The sequence below is a fragment of the Klebsiella sp. JN_Kp121 genome (genome assembly GCF_040062145.1).
Taxonomy (GTDB): domain Bacteria; phylum Pseudomonadota; class Gammaproteobacteria; order Enterobacterales; family Enterobacteriaceae; genus Klebsiella; species Klebsiella aerogenes.
Genome location: NZ_JBEAHX010000031.1, coordinates 1 through 19,805, shown reverse-complemented (window position 1 = coordinate 19,805; position 19,805 = coordinate 1). Strand labels below are relative to the sequence as shown.

Here is a 19,805-nt window from a genome sequence, read left to right as displayed (position 1 = left end):
TCCCGGGCAACGAAGCCCAGTCGACACAGGAGCTGCCTGAAAGATGAAGAGTATGAGTTCCACCTCGCTGTATGCCGCCATCGACCTTGGCTCCAATAGTTTTCATATGTTGGTGGTGCGCGAGGTGGCGGGCAGTATTCAGACCCTGAGCCGCATTAAGCGCAAGGTGCGTCTGGCTGCCGGCCTGAATAGCGACAATGCGCTCTCCGCAGAAGCGATGGAGCGCGGCTGGCAGTGCTTACGCCTGTTTGCCGAACGTCTGCAGGATATTCCTTCGGCACAAATTCGCGTCGTCGCCACCGCCACCCTGCGTCTGGCGGTCAACGCCGGCGAATTTCTGGCGAAAGCGCAGGAAATCCTCGGTTGCCCCGTCCAGGTGATTAGCGGTGAGGAAGAAGCCCGCCTGATCTACCAGGGCGTAGCCCATACCACCGGCGGCGCCGATCAGCGTCTGGTGGTGGATATCGGCGGCGCCAGCACTGAACTGGTGACCGGCACCGGCGCGCAAACGACCTCGCTGTTCAGCCTGTCGATGGGCTGCGTCACCTGGCTTGAACGCTACTTTGCCGACCGTAGCCTGACGAAAGAAAACTTCGATCTCGCGGAAGCGGCGGCGCGCGATGTGCTGCTTCCAATCGCTGATGTCCTGCGTTACCACGGCTGGAAAGTGTGCGTCGGCGCTTCAGGCACCGTGCAGGCGCTGCAGGAAATTATGATGGCGCAGGGAATGGATGAGCGCATCACCCTCAGCAAGCTACAGCAGCTTAAGCAGCGCGCCATCCAGTGCGGCCGACTCGAAGAGCTGGAAATCGAAGGGCTGACGCTCGAACGCGCACTGGTTTTTCCGAGCGGCCTTGCCATTCTGATTGCTATCTTTAGCGAACTGAATATTCAGTGCATGACGCTGGCTGGCGGCGCATTACGCGAAGGCCTGGTCTACGGCATGTTGCACCTTTCTGTCGATCAGGATATTCGTAGCCGCACGCTGCGTAATATTCAGCGGCGCTTTATGATCGATACTGAACAGGCGCAACGGGTGGCTAATCTGGCCACCCATCTGGTTGATCAACTGGACAGCGGCTGGGAACTGGATCCGCTAAGCCGTGATTTGCTCGTCAGCGCCTGCGCGCTTCATGAAATTGGCCTGAGCGTCGATTTCAAACGCGCGCCGCAGCACGCCGCCTATCTGGTCAATAACCTCGACCTGCCCGGTTTTACCCCGGCGCAGAAGAAGCTCATCGCCACGCTGCTGCTCAACCAGACTAACGCCATCGATCTTTCTTCGCTCCATCAGCAAAACGCGGTACCGCCGCGCGTTGCCGAACATTTGTGTCGCCTGCTGCGACTGGCGATTCTGTTTGCCAGCCGCCGGCGCGACGATCTCCTGCCAGCCATTCAACTTGCCGCCGACGACGAAAAACTGACGCTGACGCTGCCGGATGACTGGCTGAAGGAACATCCGCTGGGCCGGGAAATGGTCGAGCAAGAGTGTCAGTGGCAAAGCTATGTCCACTGGGCGCTGTTGATCAACGACGACACGGCGAGGTAATTTCCAGCCAGGAGGGCGCATGCGGGAAGAACTGGATTTCAAATCACTACGCTTTTTCTCCGCGCTCTACCGTTTGGGGAATGTTTCTCCGGCGGCGGAAGCACTCGATATCAGTCAGCCAACCGGTAGCCTGCTGCTAAAAAAGCTACGCGAGCACTTTGACGACCCGCTGTTTGTGCGCGTTGGACAACGCATGGCGCCAACGCCGCGCGCGGACGCTATCGCCCCCACCATTTTTACTCTTTTGCAACTGGCCGATACCGATCTGGCGGCTAAGCCGGAATTTATCCCGCAGGAGAGCAACCGTAACTTCACCATCGGCATGACCGATATCAGCCAGATGACGCTTCTTCCTTTGCTGCAAAGCCAGCTCCAGCGGCTGGACGCCAGCGGCATCACCTTTACGGTGCTGAATATTGACGATCAGACGCTTAGCGCGCTGGAATCAGGGAAATGTGATTTGGCGATCGGCTATCTTACCCAACTGCCGGAGAGCGTCTATCAGCAGCATCTGTTCGATCAGTCGTATGTTTGTCTGGCAGCGGACAATCACCCGCGCATTCGTCATCGGTTCAGCGCCGAAGACTGGCGTCAGGAAAAGCACCTTGCGGTTCGCGTCAACGGCACCGCCCACGGCGACATTGATAAACTGCTGGCGGAACACAGTATGCCGCGGCGTATCGCATTGACGCTGCCCAGCTTTTTAGGCGCGGGCGAGCTGGTTGCCGGCAGCGAGATGATCGCGGTGGTGCCGGAGCAGCTGGCGCGCCACATCACCAGGCGTTACTCCTGCCGCAGCTGGCCGCTACCTTTCTCACTGGCTAACATCGCGATTCGCCAGGTCTGGCACCAGCGTCTGCACCGCGATCCTGGGCATATCTGGCTGCGCAAGCAGATTGTAGATCTTGCCGCCTCAGGCGGTTCTATTAGCATTTAAATCATAAAATAAGCGGCTGTATTAGGATTTCTGATACGCTATATTCTATTTGGTTTATTGCTGTCAATACGTCAAACATTTTAATCTCCCCGCATCAGTTCATATCGACCGAATAAATAAAGGAACCTATCATGCGCGGAAAAATCGCTTTAGAAGAACATGTATCTACTCCTGAAAATAACCGTTTATGGGATTCGACCGGCGAAGCTAACCGTAACGGTAGCGAATATATGCAAGACGTAGAGCGCCGCCTGCTTGACCGCAGCATTCAACTCGAAGAAATGGCGCAACGTAATATTGACCACGTTATTCTTTCTCTGACTTCACCCGGCGCGCAATCTATTTTAGATAAAGCCAAAGCGGTCTCTTTCGCTCGCGACACTAACGACTTTATCGTTGATAATTATGTAAAACCGAATCCGGATAAATTTAGCGCGTTCGCCACGCTGGCGTTACAAAACCCGGAAGCTGCGGCGGAAGAGCTGGAGCGCGCGGTGAAAAAACTGGGCATGAAAGGCGCGCTGATTAACGGCTACACCAACGTCAAAGACAGCGAACATGGCCTGTATCTTGATGATGAATCCATGCTGGTATTCTGGGATAAAGTCAACGAGCTAAACGTGCCGGTGTACCTGCATCCGCGTGAACCGCTGGAAGGCCCGGCGCGCGGGATTTATACCGGTTACGAAAGCCTAATCGGTTCCGCCTGGGGCTTTGCGCAGGAAACCGCCGTTCACGCTATTCGCCTGATGATGAGCGGCCTGTTCGACCGTTATCCGAATCTTAACCTGGTGCTGGGACACCTCGGTGAAGGGCTGGTACACATGCTGCCGCGCACTCAACATCGCCTCTATCGTCAGCGTTTCGGCTGCGGTTTGGGCAAGGCGGAAAAACCGTTAATGCACTATCTGCAAAATAACTTTATTGTCACCACCAGCGGTCATTTTAATACTCACTCGCTAAATAATGCGATTGAAGTAATGGGTGCCGATCGCGTGATGTTCTCCGTTGATTACCCTTATGAAGATATTCATCAGGCCTGCGACTGGTTTGATCCGTTAGAAATGGATGAAGGGCTGAAAGAAAAAATAGCCTGGGGCAATGCCAGCCGCGTATTTAATATCAAATAATAAAAAATAAATCGACAGGGCCTGTTCTCAGGCCCTGGTTTTATTACAGGGAGAATATACTATGCCGGTAGGTATTTTTGTTTGCAGCGGTTCATTACTCGTCGGCGCGATTGCAGGCGCCTCACTCAACCGATTTATCCCGGATCACTTTAAGAAAACGCTACCGCTTATTTCCGGGTTAATCTCTATCAGTATGGGCGTGTTCTTCCTTAACAAACTCATCAATCTGCCACCCATTGCGCTGGCCGTTATCATCGGCACGATTATTGGCGGCCTGTTGAATATTGAGAAGTGGATTGAGCGGGCGGGAACACAGCTGCGAACGCCCATCGAGCGCATTTTTCCAGGCCAAAACAACGCAGGCGTAGAAGCGGAGGATTTTATGAACCAGTTTATCGCGGTGCTGATCCTGTTCTGCGCCAGCGGTACCGGTATTTTTGGCGCCCTAACCGAAGGGATGACCGGCGACCCGACCATTCTGCTGACCAAGTCGATACTCGACTTTTTCACCGCCGCCATTTTCGCTTCGACGCTGGGCTACATTATCACCGCGATTTTTATTCCCCAGCTGATCATCTTCGTGATTCTGTTCTTCGCCGCCACGTTTATTATGACGTTGATAAGCCCATCGATGATCGCTGATTTTACTGCCTGCGGCGGTATTATTATGCTGGCGACCGGTTTTCGGCTTTGCGGTATTCGCCATTTCCCCACCGCCAACATGCTGCCGTCACTGCTGCTGGTGATGCCATTTTCCACCGCCTGGCAGCAGTTTGTCGCCTGAAACGTTAGCCCTTTTTCGCCTTCGCCAGCATCGCCTTGATATTCGCAACGTTGGCCTGGCCTTTATGCATACGTTCTTCCGCAGAGATGACTTTCCGCTCCTGCTCCCAAATCAGATCGTCTTGCGGGAGCTCAAGCAGAAAACGGCTCGGCTCCGGGCGTACCAGCTCGCCATACTGACGACGCTCCTTACAGAGCGTAAAGGTCAACTCTTTCTGCGCGCGCGTGATACCTACATAGGCCAGACGCCGTTCTTCATCAACATTATCTTCATCGATACTGCTCTGATGCGGCAGCAATCCCTCTTCCATTCCCACCAGGTAAACATACGGGAACTCCAGCCCTTTTGAGGCATGCAGGGTCATCAACTGCACCTGATCCAGCTCTTCATCCGATTCGCCGCGTTCCATCATATCGCGCAGGGTAAAGCGGGTAACCACCTGCGTCAGCGTCATCGGCTCATCTATCTCGCTGCCTTCCAGCATTTCGGTCATCCAGGTGAACAGCTGGTTGACGTTTTTCATCCGCATTTCCGCGGCTTTCGGGCTCGGCGAGGTTTCATATAGCCAGGACTCATAATCAATCCCGCGAATTAAATCCCGCACGGCATTGACTGGTTCACGCTCGGCCAGTTGCTGAATTTCCCGCAGCCAGTGGGTGAAACGAGTGAGGGATTCATACCCGCGCCCGGTCAGCGTCTGGCTTAACCCCATATCAAAGCTGGCGGTGAATAAGCCTTTATTGCGGCTCATCGCCCATTCGCCCAGTTTTTGCAAGGTCGCCGGACCAATCTCTCGCTTCGGCGTATTGACGATACGCAGGAAGGCGCTGTCGTCATCCGGGTTGGTGAGTACGCGCAGATAGGCCAGCAGATCTTTAATTTCCGGACGCGAGAAGAACGAGGTGCCGCCCGAGATTTTGTACGGGATGCGGTTCTGCATCAGCATCTTTTCAAAGACCCGCGACTGGTGATTGCCGCGATAAAGGATGGCGTAATCTTTGTAGTTTGTTTTATTAATAAAGTGGTGGGCAATCAGTTCGCCAGCGACGCGCTCCGCTTCATGATCTTCGTTATTGGCGGAGAGCACTTTCAGCTCGGTACCGTAGCCAAGTTCTGAGAACAGCCGCTTTTCAAACACGTGCGGGTTATTGGCGATCAAAATGTTGGCAGCCTTCAGAATACGCCCTGATGAACGGTAGTTCTGTTCAAGTTTGATCACCTGCAGCGCCGGAAAATCCTGGCTTAACAGCACCAGGTTCTGCGGCCGCGCGCCGCGCCACGAGTAGATCGACTGGTCATCATCACCCACCACGGTAAAGCGCGCGCGCTGCCCCACCAGCAGCTTCACCAGCTCATACTGGCTGGTGTTGGTATCCTGATACTCATCCACCAGCAGGTAACGGATCTTGTTCTGCCAACGTTCGCGCACCTCTTCATTGCGCTGCAACAGAAGCGTCGGCAGTAGAATAAGATCGTCAAAATCGAGGACGTTGCAGGCCTTCATATGCGCATCATAGAGCCCATAGCAGTGGGCGAAGATGCGGTCCCGTTCGCCTTTCGCGCCAGCCGCCGCCTGCGCCGGCGTTTTCAGATCGTTTTTCCAGTTGGAGATCGTCGAGATAAGCTGCTGCAACACCACTTTGTCATCTTCGATCAACCCTTCGGTGAGCTCTTTGAGCAGCGCGACCTGGTCGGTATCATCGAACAAGGAAAAGTTGGATTTCATTCCCAGCGCGGCGTATTCACGTTTGATGATATCCAGCCCCAGGGTGTGGAAGGTGGAAATCATCAGCCCGCGCGCCTCTTTTCGCCCCAGCGTTTGCCCGACGCGCTCTTTCATTTCGCGGGCGGCCTTGTTAGTAAAGGTGACGGCCGCGATATGGCGCGCCTGATAACCGCAGCCGCGGATCAGGTGGGCGATTTTATTCGTAATAACGCGGGTCTTACCGGAACCGGCGCCCGCCAGCACCAGGCACGGTCCGGTAACGAATTCGACGGCTTGTTGTTGGCCAGGGTTTAAACGCATGGGAATATTGCTCAATCTTCGAACGGGGTGTGGATTGTAGCAGAAAGCGAGGCCGAGATTTACCGGCTGATGGTAAAGTGTCAGCCACGCAATTCATCCTGAGGCTCCGGTAATGGCAAAAAGCGCAGCGGCCCTGCATATTCTGGTCAAAGAAGAAAAACTGGCACACGAGATCCTCGCCAAGCTGGAACGGGGCGTCAGCTTCGATCATCTGGCAAAGCGCTACTCAAAATGCCCGTCCGGACGCCATGGCGGCGATCTGGGGGAGTTCCAGCAGGGCGCAATGGTCGCTCCGTTTGATAAAGCCGTGTTCAGCTGTCCGCTGCTCAAACCCTATGGCCCGGTACAAACCAAATTTGGCTACCATATCATCAAGGTGCTGTATCGCCGCTAGCGCGTGTTACTATGGCGCCCTGATTTATCCCAACTCAATCAAGGCGCAATCATGGCTAAAACAGCGGCAGCACTGCATATCCTGGTAAAAGAAGAGAAACTGGCTCTCGATCTGCTTGAGCAGCTCAAAAACGGCGCCGACTTCGGCAAGCTGGCGAAAAAACACTCTATCTGCCCGTCAGGAAAACGCGGCGGCGATCTGGGCGAATTCCGCCAGGGCCAGATGGTTCCGGCATTCGATAAAGTGGTTTTCTCCTGCCCGGAACTGGAGCCAACCGGCCCGCTGCATACCCAGTTCGGTTACCACATCATCAAAGTGCTGTACCGGAAATAATAAAAAACCCGGGGATCTTAATCTCCGGGTTTTTGCCTGATGGCGCTTCGCTTATCAGGCCTACTAAACAAATCCATTCCTCTATGGATTTCGGCTTGCCGGAAGGCGGCAAGTCGAAAGACGACGAGGAATCAGCCGGCAACCGCGATACGCTTCATATCGGTCATATAACCGCGCAGTTTTTTACCCACCGCTTCGATAGCGTGGCTGCGAATCGCTTCGTTCACGTCACGCAGCTGAGCGTTATCCACCGCACCTTCGGCAATCGCTTTGCCCAGGTCGCCGGTCTGCAGAGTGGTCATGAACTCTTTCAGCAGCGGTACGCAAGCATAAGAGAACAGGTAGTTACCGTACTCCGCGGTATCGGAGATAACCACGTTCATTTCATACAGGCGCTTACGGGCGATTGTGTTGGCGATAAGCGGCAGCTCGTGCAGCGATTCGTAGTAAGCGGACTCTTCGATGATGCCGGAATCAACCATGGTTTCGAAGGCCAGTTCAACGCCCGCTTTCACCATTGCAATCATCAGAACGCCTTTATCGAAGTACTCCTGCTCGCCGATTTTACCTTCATACTGTGGCGCGGTTTCGAACGCGGTTTTACCGGTCTCTTCACGCCAGGTCAGCAGTTTTTTGTCGTCGTTCGCCCAGTCAGCCATCATGCCGGAAGAGAATTCGCCGGAGATGATGTCATCCATATGTTTCTGGAACAGCGGCGCCATGATCTCTTTCAGCTGTTCTGACAGCGCGTAAGCACGCAGTTTCGCCGGATTAGACAGGCGATCCATCATCAGGGTGATGCCGCCTTGCTTCAGCGCTTCGGTGATGGTTTCCCAACCGAACTGAATCAGTTTTTCCGCATACGCCGGATCGGTACCTTCAGCCACCAGCTTATCGAAGCACAGCAGAGAACCCGCCTGCAGCATGCCGCAGAGGATAGTCTGCTCACCCATCAGGTCAGATTTCACTTCCGCCACGAAGGAGGATTCCAGAACACCCGCACGATGGCCGCCGGTCGCCGCTGCCCACGCTTTAGCAATGGCCATACCTTCGCCTTTCGGATCGTTTTCCGGGTGTACGGCGATAAGCGTCGGCACGCCGAAACCGCGTTTGTACTCTTCACGAACTTCGGTACCCGGGCACTTCGGCGCCACCATCACCACGGTGATGTCTTTGCGGATCTGCTCGCCCACTTCAACAATGTTGAAGCCGTGGGAGTAACCCAGCGCCGCGCCGTCTTTCATCAGCGGCTGTACGGAACGCACAACGTCAGAGTGCTGTTTGTCCGGAGTCAGGTTGACGACCAGGTCAGCCTGCGGGATCAGCTCTTCATAGGTACCCACTTTGAAGCCGTTTTCGGTCGCTTTACGCCAGGATGCGCGCTTCTCGGCGATCGCTTCTTTACGCAGCGCATAGGAGATATCCAGGCCGGAGTCACGCATGTTCAGCCCCTGGTTCAGGCCCTGCGCGCCACAGCCGACGATGACTACTTTTTTACCCTGAAGATAGCTTGCGCCATCGGCAAATTCATCGCGCCCCATAAAGCGGCATTTGCCCAGCTGAGCCAGCTGCTGGCGCAGATTCAGTGTGTTGAAGTAGTTAGCCATGGTGATACCTCGTGATGTTGTGTTGTCGTGCTTATTGTTCGGTTCGCGTTTTGCGAGAATGAACCCACTATATGACAGGAATTTCGTTGCGAAAATTGATATATTCACAACATCACATTGCAATAACTGCAACGTTATTCTCAGGGGATTGAGCCATGGATTTACGCGATCTGAAAACCTTTCTGCATCTGGCGGAAAGCCGCCATTTTGGCCGCAGCGCGCGGGCTATGCACGTCAGTCCCTCCACGCTTTCGCGGCAGATTCAACGCCTGGAAGAGGACCTCGGCCAGCCGCTGTTCGTTCGCGATAATCGCACCGTAACCCTAACCGAGGCCGGCGAAGAACTCCGCACCTTTGCCCAGCAGACTTTATTGCAGTATCAGCAACTGCGCCACGCCATCGACCAGCAGGGGCCGTCGCTCTCCGGCGAGCTACATATTTTCTGCTCCGTGACCGCCGCTTACAGTCACTTGCCGCCGATTCTCGATCGCTTTCGCGCCGCGCATCCCTCAGTAGAGATAAAGTTATCGACCGGCGACGCCGCTGATGCGATGGAAAAAGTGGTCACTGGAGAAGCCGATCTGGCCATTGCCGGTAAGCCGGAGACGCTGCCGGGCTCGGTGGCGTTTTCGATGCTGGAAAATCTTGCGGTAGTGCTGATTGCCCCGGCGTTGCCCTGCCCGGTGCGCAATCAGGTCACGGTCGAGCATCCCGACTGGGCAACGGTGCCGTTTATCATGGCCGATCAGGGCCCGGTGCGCCGCCGCATCGAGCTGTGGTTCCGTCGCCATAAAATCAGCAATCCATCCATTTACGCCACCGTCGGCGGCCATGAAGCCATGGTATCTATGGTCGCCCTCGGCTGCGGCGTGGCGCTACTGCCGGAAGTGGTGCTGGAAAACAGCCCCGAGCCGGTCCGCAATCGCGTGATGATCCTCGATCGCAGCGATGAGAAGACGCCATTTGAGCTGGGCGTCTGCGCACAAAAAAAGCGGCTGTACGAGCCGCTTATTGATGCGTTCTGGAAAATCCTGCCTAACCACTAGCCCGCGAGGAAAAAGCGGAACGCCGGGTTATGGGTTTCGTCATGACACTCGTAGCCCAGTTCATTAAGACGGGTTTCGAAGTCCGGCTCATGCTCGCCAAGCTCAAACGCCGCCAGAACGCGGCCAAAATCGGTGCCGTGGCTACGATAGTGGAACAGCGAAATATTCCAGTGGGTGCCGAGCGTGTGCAGAAACTTGAGCAGCGCGCCTGGTGATTCCGGGAACTCGAAGCTAAACAGGCGCTCCTGCAGCGGTTTAGACGGCCGTCCGCCGACCATATAGCGCACGTGTAGTTTCGCCATTTCGTCATCGGAAAGATCGACCACGCTGTAGCCGCCTTCGCTCAGTAAATCGAGGATCTCTTTACGCTCATCCAGCCCGCGGCTCAGCCGCACGCCAACGAAAATACAGGCATCTTTGGCATCGGCAAAACGGTAGTTGAACTCGGTAACCGAACGGCCGCCCAGTAGCTGGCAGAACTTAAGAAAACTACCCTTCTCTTCCGGTATCGTCACCGCCAGCAGCGCTTCGCGCTGCTCCCCGAGCTCGCAACGCTCAGAAACGTAGCGTAGTCCGTGGAAGTTGACGTTGGCGCCGGACAGGATGTGAGCCAGACGCTCGCCGCGGATGTTATGCTGGGCGATATACTTTTTCATCCCCGCCAGCGCCAGCGCGCCGGAGGGCTCCGCTACCGCCCGCACATCTTCGAACAGATCTTTCATCGCCGCGCAGATAGCATCGCTATCGACGGTGATGATGTCGTCCAGATACTCCTGGCATACACGGAACGTTTCATCGCCGATGCGCTTCACCGCCACGCCTTCAGCGAACAAACCGACGCGCGGCAGATCCACCGGGTGACCGGCATCCAGCGCCGCTTTCAGACACGCCGAATCTTCCGCTTCGACCGCTATCACTTTAATCTGCGGCATCAGCTGCTTGATAAGCACCGCCACGCCTGCCGCCAGACCACCACCGCCAACCGGGACGAATACGCGGTCAATGTGGGCATCCTGCTGCAGCAGCTCCAGCGCCAGCGTTCCCTGACCGGCGATGACCATCGGGTGATCGAACGGCGGCACCCAGGTAAACCCCTGCTGCTGCGCCAGCTCGATCGCGCGGGCTTTCGCTTCGTCAAAGTTGGCGCCGTGCAGTAGCACTTCGCCGCCAAAGCCGCGAACGGCATCGACTTTGATATCGGCGGTCGCTACCGGCATCACGATCAGCGCCTTAACACCCAGCCGGGAGGCAGAAAACGCCACGCCTTGCGCATGATTACCCGCCGAAGCGGTGATCACGCCATTTGATTTTTGTTCCGCCGTCAGGCCGGACATCATCGCGTAGGCGCCGCGCAGCTTAAAGCTATGCACCGGCTGGCGATCTTCGCGTTTCACCAGGATAACGTTATCCAGCCGCGAAGAGAGCTTGTCCATTTTTTGCAGCGGGGTTTTCTGCACCGCTTCATAAACCGGCGCGCGCAGTACCGCCCGGAGATACTCCGCCCCCTCAGGGGCGGCGGATAGGGGTTGCGACTCGGCCATGATTAACCCCCAAGTTTTGATTTATCGCGCACGGCGCCCTTGTCGGCACTGGTCGCGAGGCTGGCGTAAGCGCGCAGCGCGAAGGAGACCTGGCGCTCGCGGTCTTTCGGCGTCCACGCCTTATCGCCACGCGCTTCTTGCGCTTCGCGACGGGCAGCGATTTCGGCATCGCTGAGCTGCAGCTGAATACCGCGGTTCGGAATATCGATAGCAATCATGTCGCCATCTTCGATGATAGCGATGTTGCCGCCGCTCGCGGCTTCCGGCGATACGTGGCCGATGGAAAGCCCGGAGGTGCCGCCGGAGAAGCGGCCATCGGTGATCAACGCGCACGCTTTGCCAAGCCCCATGGACTTCAGGAAAGTGGTCGGATAGAGCATCTCCTGCATTCCCGGCCCGCCTTTCGGCCCTTCATAGCGAATAACCACGACGTCGCCTTCCACGACTTTGCCGCCGAGGATAGCCTCAACCGCTTCGTCCTGGCTTTCATAAACTTTCGCCGGGCCGGTAAATTTCAGGATGCTATCGTCGACGCCAGCGGTTTTGACGATACAGCCGTTTTCGGCAAAGTTACCGTACAGTACTGCCAGGCCACCGTCTTTACTGTAGGCATGTTCCAGAGAACGGATACATCCCTCAGCGCGATCGTCATCCAGCGTATCCCAGCGGCAATCCTGCGAGAACGCCTGGGTAGTACGGATCCCCGCCGGACCGGCGCGGAACATTTTTTTCACCGCGTCGTCCTGGGTCACCATCACATCGTACTGTTCCAGGGTCTGCGGCAGCGTCAGGCCAAGGACGTTTTTAACATCGCGGTTGAGTAACCCCGCGCGATCCAGCTCGCCGAGGATACCCAGCACGCCACCGGCGCGGTGCACGTCTTCCATATGGTATTTTTGCGTACTCGGCGCCACCTTACACAGCTGCGGCACTTTGCGGGACAGCTTGTCGATATCACTCATGGTGAAGTCGATTTCGGCTTCCTGCGCCGCCGCCAGCAGGTGCAGTACGGTATTGGTTGAGCCGCCCATTGCGATATCGAGAGTCATGGCGTTTTCAAATGCCGCCTTGCTGGCGATATTGCGCGGTAGCGCGGAAGCGTCGTCCTGCTCGTAGTAGCGTTTGGTCAGTTCAACGATACGTTTACCGGCGTTGAGAAACAGCGCTTTACGGTCGGCATGGGTCGCCAGCAGAGAACCATTACCCGGCTGCGACAGGCCTAATGCTTCGGTCAGGCAGTTCATTGAGTTCGCGGTGAACATCCCCGAGCACGAACCGCAGGTCGGACAGGCGGAACGCTCCACCTGTTCGCTCTGATCGTCAGAGACTTTCGGGTCTGCCCCCTGGATCATGGCATCAACCAGATCCAACTTGATGATTTTGTCAGACAGCTTGGTTTTCCCGGCTTCCATCGGACCGCCGGAGACAAAGATCACCGGAATATTCAAACGCAGGGAGGCCATCAGCATCCCCGGGGTGATTTTGTCGCAGTTAGAGATACAGACCATAGCATCGGCGCAGTGGGCGTTAACCATGTACTCGACTGAATCGGCGATGAGCTCGCGGGATGGCAGTGAATAGAGCATACCCCCGTGCCCCATGGCGATCCCATCATCCACCGCGATGGTGTTGAATTCTTTAGCAACGCCGCCAGCAGCTTCAATTTGCTCGGCAACCAGTTTGCCGAGATCGCGCAGATGCACGTGCCCTGGTACAAACTGGGTAAAGGAGTTAACAACGGCGATGATCGGTTTGCCGAAATCGGCATCGGTCATCCCGGTTGCGCGCCACAGCGCGCGGGCGCCCGCCATATTGCGGCCATGTGTGGTGGTGGCGGAACGGTACTTAGGCATGCTCTTTTTACTCCCATCTCTGTTTATGCAATGGGACGGTGCGTGCCGTCCCATTTTTAATCACTTACTTACCGGATCCAGCCAGCCCCATTTATCTTCCGTTTCACCGGTGAAGAGGCCAAAGAAGGCTTCCTGAATGCGTTTGGTCACCGGGCCACGGCGGCCTGCGCCAACCTGGATACCGTCAACGCTGCGTACCGGCGTGATTTCCGCAGCGGTACCGGACATGAACACTTCATCCGCCAGGTACAGAGATTCGCGGGACAGCACCTGCTCGCGGACTTCGATACCGAGATCTTTCGCCAGTTTGATGATGGCGTCGCGGGTGATACCCGGCAGCGCGGAAGAGGTAAACGGCGGAGTAAACAGCACGCCATCTTTCACCTCAAACAGGTTTTCGCCTGCGCCTTCGGAGATATAGCCGTTAACGTCCAGCGCGATACCTTCCTGATAACCGTGACGACGCGCTTCGCTGCCGACCAGCAGAGAGGAGAGATAGTTGCCGCCCGCTTTCGCTGCGGTTGGGATGGTGTTTGGCGCCGCGCGGTTCCAGGAAGAAACCATCGCATCGATCCCCTGCTCCAGCGCTTCTGCGCCAAGGTATGCACCCCACGGGAACGCCGCGATGATAACGTCGGTTTTATAGCCGTCCGGCGGGTTAACGCCCATGCCAACATCGCCAACAAACACCAGCGGACGGATATAAGCGCTGGTCAGTTTATTGGTACGGATAACTTCGCGGCAGGCTTCCATCAGCTCGTCAACGCTCTGAGAAACCGGGAAACGGTAGATTTTTGCTGAATCATGCAGACGCTGCATGTGTTCACGATGGCGGAACACCACTGGCCCTTTGTGAGAATCGTAGCAGCGGATACCTTCGAATACCGAAGTCCCGTAGTGCAACGCGTGGGACATGACGTGTACTTTCGCCTCGCCCCATGGGGTCATCTCGCCATTGAACCAAATGTAATCAGCTTTCTTCGTCGTCATTGTTTTTATTCCTCTGCGCTCAGGCGCGGATTTGTTGTGATGTGGGTTGCTGGATCTCGACGCAGGCGACGTCGACCAGTTTGCGTAACTGACTAAACAGTAATTCGACGGGCCGCTGGCTGGCAACGGTCAGCTCGATATTTATGTTTTGCGCATCCGACGCGGTTTCCATATTCATTGAGCAAATTTGAAAACCGCGATGGCGCACCACGCGCAGCACGCGTTCTAAGGTTTCGGGGTTGAAGCGAGCCTGTAAAGCGACCTGATGTTGCATCATGATAATTTCTCCAGCATTTCTGCATTACTGGCGCCGGGCGGCACCAACGGCCAGACATTCTCAAGTTCATCGATTGAGACATGAAGCAGGTATGGCCCCTGGCTCGAAAGCATGGTGTCGAGTGCCGCTTCAACCTGGTCTTTACGGGTGATGTGCTGGCCTGGAATGCCAAAAGCGCTGGCCAGCGTAAGAAAATCAGGATTATCGGTAAGCGTGGTTTCGCTGTAACGCTCCTGGAAAAACAGCTGCTGCCACTGGCGAACCATGCCTAAACGTTGGTTATCCAGCAGCACGATTTTCAACGGTAATTGCTTGCGCTTAACGGTGCCCAGCTCCTGCACGTTCATCATGAAAGAGCCATCGCCGGAGATACAGATAACCGTATCGTCCGGGCGAGCCACCTGCGCGCCAACGGCTGCCGGCAGACCAAAACCCATGGTGCCGAGGCCGCTGGAAGTGATGAAGTTTTCCGGGCGGGTATAGGTCATGTGCTGGGCCGACCACATTTGGTGCTGGCCGACATCGGTCGTCACGACGCAATCCGCCGGTTTGCGATCGGAAAGCTGCTTGAGCAACAGCGGCGCGTAGATTGCCTCGCCGGGATGATCGTAACGCCAGGCGTGCTCCGCGCGCAGCTGCGCGTTGTGCTCGCGCCACGCATCGATGGCCAACGGCTGCTGCAACGCCGGCAGCATGGCGTTTAAATCTCCGGTTAAGGCGACGTGCGCCTGGCGCAGTTTGTTCAGCTCGGCCGGGTCAATATCCATATGGATTACTTTGGCGTGCGGGGCAAAGGTATTCAGCTTGCCGGTAACCCGGTCATCAAAACGGGCGCCGACGGCGATTAATAAATCGCACTCCTGCACCGCCAGGTTTGCTGCCTTGGTTCCGTGCATACCCAGCATGCCAAGGTAATACGGATAATCCGCGGCGACGGCGCCCAACCCTTTCAGGGTGCAGGTTACCGGCATCTGCGTCACCGCCAGAAATTCGCGCACGGCCGGTACCGCCTGTGCCATTCCAACACCGCCGCCCACGTACAGCATTGGCTTGTGGGACTGCGCAAGCATCGCTAACGCCTGCTCGACTTGTGTGTGCGGGAACTCAACATCGTCAGGAACGGTGGAGAAATGCGGATCTAATTCGCCTTTAGCCAACTGGATATCTTTTGGAATATCAACCAGTACCGGGCCAGGACGGCCTGAGTTTGCCACCTGGAAAGCTTCCGCAATGACGCGCGGCAGCTCTTCCAACGACTGCACGAGGAAACTGTGTTTGGTGCAGGCCAGCGACAAACCGAGAACGTCCACTTCCTGAAAAGCGTCAGTGCCGATAAACGGCGCCGCCACTTGACCGGTGATGGCGACAACAGGTACAGAATCAAGTAACGCGTCAGCCAAACCGGTGATCAGGTTGGTGGCGCCAGGGCCGGAAGTGGCGATGCAAACACCAGTTTTGCCGGTCGCGCGGGCATAACCGATGGCGGCCATTGCGGCGCCTTGCTCGTGCCGACACAGCAGGTGTTCCACGCCGCCGTCATACAAAGCATCGTAAACCGGCATAATCGCGCCACCCGGATAGCCAAATACCGTGTCGACCCCCTGTGTTCGCAAAGCATGTACCACCCACTGCGCCCCGTTCATAGTTACTTCCCCGCCATAGATCGGGAGAAACAGAATTTTATGCTAAAACTCATCTTCTGCTCCTCGCTTATGTTTTTTAAGTTATAAAAAAACCCCCGGACCTTTCGGTGCGGGGGTCTTAGTTCGTTAAGGCTTGATTTCTAAGCCTTTCCTCGTCCAAGTGCAGCCCCGCACGGTGGGATAATAATCACCACCACGCTAATCACGACCAGGCTAATCACTCGTAGAAGGGCTGTCATTTTCTGTTCTTTCTGGCTTCTTGTTCGAAGGAATACCTAAAGAGTTACCACAGACATCACATTAAGCACAAGATTTTTTTATGTTCCATTTTCTGATCTTGCTAACGATTTTTATTAAACCAGTTGTTTTTAAAAAGAAAAAAATAAAATGAAAAAAATTCAGCTTATTCTCGCGTTTGCATCCGTGTTTTACGGCATTAAAACGGCGTCATGACGGATTTGCGTATGCCCTCCCCAAATAATAAAAATGCAAAACTTTGCAGACAATTGTCTGGAACAGGCGTCGTAAAGTTAAATATTCCCAGGTTCATGAAACTCTATGAATAGACATAATCATTCCGCTCAGGAGGCGTTATGTCACTCGCAATTGTCTATACCCGCGCGGCGCTCGGGGTCAGCGCGCCGCTAATTACCGTCGAAGTCCATATCAGCAACGGACTACCCGGTTTGACGATGGTCGGTCTGCCGGAAACCACGGTAAAGGAAGCCCGCGATCGGGTACGTAGCGCCATTATTAACAGCGGCTACAGCTTTCCGGCAAAGAAGATAACCATAAACCTTGCCCCAGCCGATCTGCCGAAAGAGGGCGGGAGATATGATTTACCTATCGCTCTCGCGCTCCTGGTCGCTTCGCAGCAGCTTGCCGCCCCGAAACTTAATCAGTATGAGTTTATTGGCGAATTAGCGCTTACAGGCGCGTTACGCGGCGTTCCTGGGGCAATATCCAGCGCTATGGAAGCGATAAAAGTCGGGAGGCAGATTGTCGTTGCTGGAGATAACGCCGAAGAGGTCGGCTTGATTAACGGCAATGAGTGCCTTATAGCAGGCCACCTGCAGGAAGTCTGTGCGTTTCTGGAAGGGAAACATACTCTGCAGCCGCCGACTGGTGAAATAACTGCGGGAGAGGACGATTATGACGATCTCGGCGATGTCATTGGCCAACAGCAGGGAAAACGCGCGCTGGAGATAGTCGCAGCTGGCGGTCACAATTTACTCTTGATGGGTCCACCGGGTACAGGGAAGACGATGCTCGCCAGCCGTTTGCCGGGGCTTTTACCGCCACTAAGCAACCAGGAAGCGCTGGAAAGCGCTGCTATCCTCAGCCTCGTCAATGCTCATTACGTTACGCGTCAGTGGCGTCGGCGGCCTTTTCGTGCCCCTCACCACAGCGCTTCGCTAACGGCGATGGTCGGCGGCGGCTCAATCCCTGCCCCTGGGGAGATCTCCCTGGCGCATAACGGTATTCTGTTTCTTGATGAACTACCTGAATTCGAGCGTCGGGTTCTGGATGCACTACGAGAGCCCATTGAATCAGGAAAAATTCATCTTTCCCGCACTCGGGCTAAGATTGACTATCCTGCGCGATTTCAGTTGATTGCCGCCATGAATCCCAGCCCAACAGGACATTACCAGGGTCAGCATAATCGGGCCACACCGGAACAGACCCTGCGCTATCTGGGCCGATTGTCAGGGCCATTTCTCGACCGCTTCGATCTCTCGCTTGAGATTCCACTCCCTCCACCGGGCGTATTAAGCCGGGGTGGCGTTGGCGAAGAGCGAAGCGCCACCATTCGTCTACGGGTATTCGCGGCGCGCGACAGACAGCTCGCACGGCAGAATAAACTTAATGCACAACTGGACAGCGGGGAGATAAAAGTCTGGTGCAAGCTGAAAGAAGACGACGCGATATGGCTGGAACAGACGCTCTCACTATTAGGGCTTTCAATCCGCGCATGGCAACGTTTACTGAAAGTTGCGCGTACTATCGCCGATCTTAATGAGGATAGGGATATCGAACGTCATCATTTGCAGGAGGCGCTAAGCTACCGGGCTATCGACCGTATGTTAAATCACCTGCAGACGCTGATGGCATAAAAAAAGGGCTTTCGCCCTTTTTTTTAATCGTCGCTTTCAGTGTAGTCTTCAGCGCCTTCAACCTGCGGCTTACCGCCAGATAAGGTGTGAAAACGCTTCGGACGTTTGATTCGCGCCATATACTTAATCCAAACGCGTTCCGCTTCGGTCACCGGCTCACGTTCGCCGTGGCATACCGCAACGAATTGTTTTTCATCTTCGGTAACAGGCTCGCGTTTGCCCAATTCCAGCTCATTAAAGGCGTAACCATGACGTTCAAGCAGTTGCGCCTCTTTGATGGTGAAATCACCGTGACGGGAGAACCCGCGTGGATAATTTTTATTGTCGAAAAAACGATTAGTCGTCGTAAAGCTTTCCGCCATCCTACACGCTCCTGATTCTTTGGCCGAGCTATTTATGGCGCGGAGTATTAGTTACGCTTGACAGAGCGTCAAACAAAACATTTAAATCATCACGACAAATAATTTTGCGGAGAAGAGTGTGGACACGGAATTGCTCAAAACTTTCCTTGAAGTGAGCAGAACTCGCCACTTTGGGCGGGCAGCGGAAGCGCTTTATTTAACACAATCAGCGGTTAGCTTCCGCATTCGTCAGTTGGAGAACCAGCTGGGCGTAAATTTATTCACCCGCCATCGTAACAATATTCGCCTGACGTCAGCCGGTGAGAAACTGTTGCCCTATGCCGAAACGTTGATGAATACCTGGCAGGCCGCGCGTAAGGAGGTCGCCCACTCTTCTCGCCATAATGAGTTTTCGATCGGTGCCAGCGCGTCGCTATGGGAATGCCTATTGAACGGTTGGCTGGGGACGCTCTACAAAGATCCCTATAATCTGCAATTTGAGGCGCGGATAGCTCAACGCCAGTCATTAGTGAAGCAGTTGCATGAACGCCAGCTCGATCTCCTGATCACCACAGAATCACCGAAGATGGATGAATTAAGCAGCCAGTTATTGGGTCATTTCACCCTGGCGCTCTATTGTGCCGCGCCGGGAAAAAATAAGAATGATTTGAACTACCTGCGGCTGGAATGGGGACCGGACTTCCAGCAAAACGAAGTGGGTTTGATCGGCAGCGATGATGTACCGCTGCTGACGACGAGCTCCGCAGAACTGGCTTATCAACAGCTCACTACCTTGAATGGTTGTACCTGGTTACCCGTTAGTTGGGCACAGCAGAAAACTGGCCTGCACACGGTGACCGATAGCGCGACCCTTTCACGTCCTCTGTATGCCATTTGGCTACAAAATAGCGATAAGCAGGCACATATTCGCGAGATCCTGAAAAGCAGCATCCTGGAATAGCGATCTGACTCCATGGATGGAGTGGCTAAAAAACTGGAAAGGCAGAGTGATGGGAGAAATTAAAGACAAAAAAAATCCTTTGCCGAAGCAAAGGATTATATATGGCAGGGGCGGAGAGACTCGAACTCGCGACACCCGGTTTTGGAGACCGGTGCTCTACCAACTGAGCTACGCCCCTAAATCTTTCTCGCTATTAAGCCCGCTAATATAGCAGGCTTAATATAAATAAGTGGCGGAACGGACGGGACTCGAACCCGCGACCCCCTGCGTGACAGGCAG

18 protein-coding genes and 1 tRNA gene are annotated in these 19,805 nt (G+C 55.2%); 9 read left to right on the top strand and 10 right to left on the bottom strand.

The features are described 5' to 3' along the window. Positions 1-43: 43 nt before the first annotated feature. The 4 genes from gppA to ABLU86_RS20700 all read left to right on the top strand — a co-directional run bounded on the left by gppA (position 44) and on the right by ABLU86_RS20700 (position 4,400). The gene (gene gppA, locus ABLU86_RS20715) at positions 44-1,549 is read left to right on the top strand and encodes a guanosine-5'-triphosphate,3'-diphosphate diphosphatase (RefSeq protein ID WP_015368887.1); all 1,506 of its coding nucleotides are present in this window, start codon (positions 44-46) and stop codon (positions 1,547-1,549) included. A gap of 19 nt (positions 1,550-1,568) precedes the next feature. Then, the gene (locus ABLU86_RS20710; protein ID WP_108683974.1) at positions 1,569-2,486 is read left to right on the top strand and encodes a LysR family transcriptional regulator; all 918 of its coding nucleotides are present in this window, start codon (positions 1,569-1,571) and stop codon (positions 2,484-2,486) included. Positions 2,487-2,617: 131 nt separating this feature from the next. Continuing rightward, entirely contained in the window at positions 2,618-3,616 is a 999-nt protein-coding gene (locus tag ABLU86_RS20705) for an amidohydrolase family protein (RefSeq protein WP_015368889.1), read from the top strand. Positions 3,617-3,677: 61 nt separating this feature from the next. Beyond that, on the top strand, positions 3,678-4,400 hold the full coding sequence (locus tag ABLU86_RS20700) for a DUF554 domain-containing protein (RefSeq protein WP_015368890.1): 723 nt from the start codon (positions 3,678-3,680) through the stop codon (positions 4,398-4,400). A 4-nt stretch (positions 4,401-4,404) separates the two neighbouring features. Here the strand turns inward: ABLU86_RS20700 and rep are convergent, their stop codons facing one another. Further along, on the bottom strand, positions 4,405-6,426 hold the full coding sequence (gene rep / locus ABLU86_RS20695) for a DNA helicase Rep (RefSeq protein WP_015368891.1): 2,022 nt from the start codon (positions 6,424-6,426) through the stop codon (positions 4,405-4,407). 112 nt (positions 6,427-6,538) lie between these two features. Here rep and ppiC (ABLU86_RS20690) point away from each other — a divergent pair, with 112 nt between their 5' ends. Both ppiC (ABLU86_RS20690) and ppiC (ABLU86_RS20685) read left to right on the top strand, forming a co-directional pair. Continuing rightward, a complete protein-coding gene (gene ppiC / locus ABLU86_RS20690; RefSeq protein WP_032709514.1) occupies positions 6,539-6,820 on the top strand; it encodes a peptidylprolyl isomerase PpiC in 282 nt (93 codons plus the stop codon). 51 nt (positions 6,821-6,871) lie between these two features. Further along, positions 6,872-7,153 (top strand): peptidylprolyl isomerase PpiC, encoded by a 282-nt coding sequence (gene ppiC, locus ABLU86_RS20685; RefSeq protein WP_002883180.1) that lies wholly within the window; start codon positions 6,872-6,874, stop codon positions 7,151-7,153. Positions 7,154-7,284: 131 nt separating this feature from the next. Here the strand turns inward: ppiC (ABLU86_RS20685) and ilvC are convergent, their stop codons facing one another. Beyond that, on the bottom strand, positions 7,285-8,760 hold the full coding sequence (ilvC, locus tag ABLU86_RS20680; RefSeq protein ID WP_015703965.1) for a ketol-acid reductoisomerase: 1,476 nt from the start codon (positions 8,758-8,760) through the stop codon (positions 7,285-7,287). A 155-nt stretch (positions 8,761-8,915) separates the two neighbouring features. On the opposite strand from ilvC, the gene ilvY reads away from it, so the two are divergent. Then, positions 8,916-9,806, top strand: coding sequence for an HTH-type transcriptional activator IlvY (ilvY, locus tag ABLU86_RS20675; protein WP_015703964.1), 891 nt, complete (start codon positions 8,916-8,918; stop codon positions 9,804-9,806). Here the strand turns inward: ilvY and ilvA are convergent. From ilvA to ilvL, 6 genes are all read right to left on the bottom strand, one after another. Then, positions 9,803-11,347 carry a threonine ammonia-lyase, biosynthetic gene (gene ilvA / locus ABLU86_RS20670; protein ID WP_015368895.1) on the bottom strand — a complete coding sequence of 515 codons (1,545 nt, stop codon included), beginning with the start codon at positions 11,345-11,347 and terminating at the stop codon, positions 9,803-9,805. The genes ilvY and ilvA overlap by 4 nt on opposite strands. Positions 11,348-11,349: 2 nt before the next feature. Next, complete coding sequence (ilvD, locus tag ABLU86_RS20665) at positions 11,350-13,200, bottom strand: dihydroxy-acid dehydratase (protein ID WP_015368896.1); 1,851 nt, start codon at positions 13,198-13,200, stop codon at positions 11,350-11,352. A 60-nt stretch (positions 13,201-13,260) separates the two neighbouring features. Continuing rightward, positions 13,261-14,190: a branched-chain amino acid transaminase gene (locus ABLU86_RS20660; RefSeq protein WP_008807980.1), complete on the bottom strand. Its 930-nt coding sequence runs from the start codon at positions 14,188-14,190 to the stop codon at positions 13,261-13,263. A gap of 19 nt (positions 14,191-14,209) precedes the next feature. Then, entirely contained in the window at positions 14,210-14,467 is a 258-nt protein-coding gene (gene ilvM / locus ABLU86_RS20655; protein ID WP_015368897.1) for an acetolactate synthase 2 small subunit, read from the bottom strand. Then, positions 14,464-16,110 (bottom strand): acetolactate synthase 2 catalytic subunit, encoded by a 1,647-nt coding sequence (ilvG, locus tag ABLU86_RS20650; protein WP_015368898.1) that lies wholly within the window; start codon positions 16,108-16,110, stop codon positions 14,464-14,466. Before ilvG ends, ilvM begins: the two co-directional genes overlap by 4 nt. 140 nt (positions 16,111-16,250) lie before the next feature. Continuing rightward, positions 16,251-16,349: an ilv operon leader peptide gene (gene ilvL, locus ABLU86_RS20645; protein ID WP_001311244.1), complete on the bottom strand. Its 99-nt coding sequence runs from the start codon at positions 16,347-16,349 to the stop codon at positions 16,251-16,253. A gap of 354 nt (positions 16,350-16,703) precedes the next feature. Between ilvL and ABLU86_RS20640 the strand changes: the two genes are divergently transcribed. Then, positions 16,704-18,224 (top strand): YifB family Mg chelatase-like AAA ATPase, encoded by a 1,521-nt coding sequence (locus tag ABLU86_RS20640; RefSeq protein ID WP_020077608.1) that lies wholly within the window; start codon positions 16,704-16,706, stop codon positions 18,222-18,224. 23 nt (positions 18,225-18,247) lie between these two features. On the opposite strand, the gene ABLU86_RS20635 is transcribed toward ABLU86_RS20640, so the two are convergent. Continuing rightward, a complete protein-coding gene (locus ABLU86_RS20635; protein WP_015368901.1) occupies positions 18,248-18,586 on the bottom strand; it encodes a DUF413 domain-containing protein in 339 nt (112 codons plus the stop codon). 118 nt (positions 18,587-18,704) lie between these two features. Here ABLU86_RS20635 and hdfR point away from each other — a divergent pair, with 118 nt between their 5' ends. Further along, positions 18,705-19,526, top strand: coding sequence for an HTH-type transcriptional regulator HdfR (hdfR, locus tag ABLU86_RS20630; protein ID WP_015703960.1), 822 nt, complete (start codon positions 18,705-18,707; stop codon positions 19,524-19,526). 102 nt (positions 19,527-19,628) lie between these two features. On the opposite strand, the gene ABLU86_RS20625 is transcribed toward hdfR, so the two are convergent. Beyond that, positions 19,629-19,704, bottom strand: a tRNA-Trp gene (locus ABLU86_RS20625). Between the last annotated feature and the right edge of the window lie 101 nt (positions 19,705-19,805).

Bases quoted from the DNA above. Each gene is read 5' to 3' on its own strand.
- gppA (WP_015368887.1), top strand. From the start codon at position 44: ATGAAGAGTATGAGTTCCACCTCGCTGTATGCCGCCATCGACCTTGGC.
- ABLU86_RS20710 (WP_108683974.1), top strand. From the start codon at position 1,569: ATGCGGGAAGAACTGGATTTCAAATCACTACGCTTTTTCTCCGCGCTC.
- ABLU86_RS20705 (WP_015368889.1), top strand. From the start codon at position 2,618: ATGCGCGGAAAAATCGCTTTAGAAGAACATGTATCTACTCCTGAAAAT.
- ABLU86_RS20700 (WP_015368890.1), top strand. From the start codon at position 3,678: ATGCCGGTAGGTATTTTTGTTTGCAGCGGTTCATTACTCGTCGGCGCG.
- rep (WP_015368891.1), bottom strand. From the start codon at position 6,426: ATGCGTTTAAACCCTGGCCAACAACAAGCCGTCGAATTCGTTACCGGA.
- ppiC (WP_032709514.1), top strand. From the start codon at position 6,539: ATGGCAAAAAGCGCAGCGGCCCTGCATATTCTGGTCAAAGAAGAAAAA.
- ppiC (WP_002883180.1), top strand. From the start codon at position 6,872: ATGGCTAAAACAGCGGCAGCACTGCATATCCTGGTAAAAGAAGAGAAA.
- ilvC (WP_015703965.1), bottom strand. From the start codon at position 8,760: ATGGCTAACTACTTCAACACACTGAATCTGCGCCAGCAGCTGGCTCAG.
- ilvY (WP_015703964.1), top strand. From the start codon at position 8,916: ATGGATTTACGCGATCTGAAAACCTTTCTGCATCTGGCGGAAAGCCGC.
- ilvA (WP_015368895.1), bottom strand. From the start codon at position 11,347: ATGGCCGAGTCGCAACCCCTATCCGCCGCCCCTGAGGGGGCGGAGTAT.
- ilvD (WP_015368896.1), bottom strand. From the start codon at position 13,200: ATGCCTAAGTACCGTTCCGCCACCACCACACATGGCCGCAATATGGCG.
- ABLU86_RS20660 (WP_008807980.1), bottom strand. From the start codon at position 14,190: ATGACGACGAAGAAAGCTGATTACATTTGGTTCAATGGCGAGATGACC.
- ilvM (WP_015368897.1), bottom strand. From the start codon at position 14,467: ATGATGCAACATCAGGTCGCTTTACAGGCTCGCTTCAACCCCGAAACC.
- ilvG (WP_015368898.1), bottom strand. From the start codon at position 16,110: ATGAACGGGGCGCAGTGGGTGGTACATGCTTTGCGAACACAGGGGGTC.
- ilvL (WP_001311244.1), bottom strand. From the start codon at position 16,349: ATGACAGCCCTTCTACGAGTGATTAGCCTGGTCGTGATTAGCGTGGTG.
- ABLU86_RS20640 (WP_020077608.1), top strand. From the start codon at position 16,704: ATGTCACTCGCAATTGTCTATACCCGCGCGGCGCTCGGGGTCAGCGCG.
- ABLU86_RS20635 (WP_015368901.1), bottom strand. From the start codon at position 18,586: ATGGCGGAAAGCTTTACGACGACTAATCGTTTTTTCGACAATAAAAAT.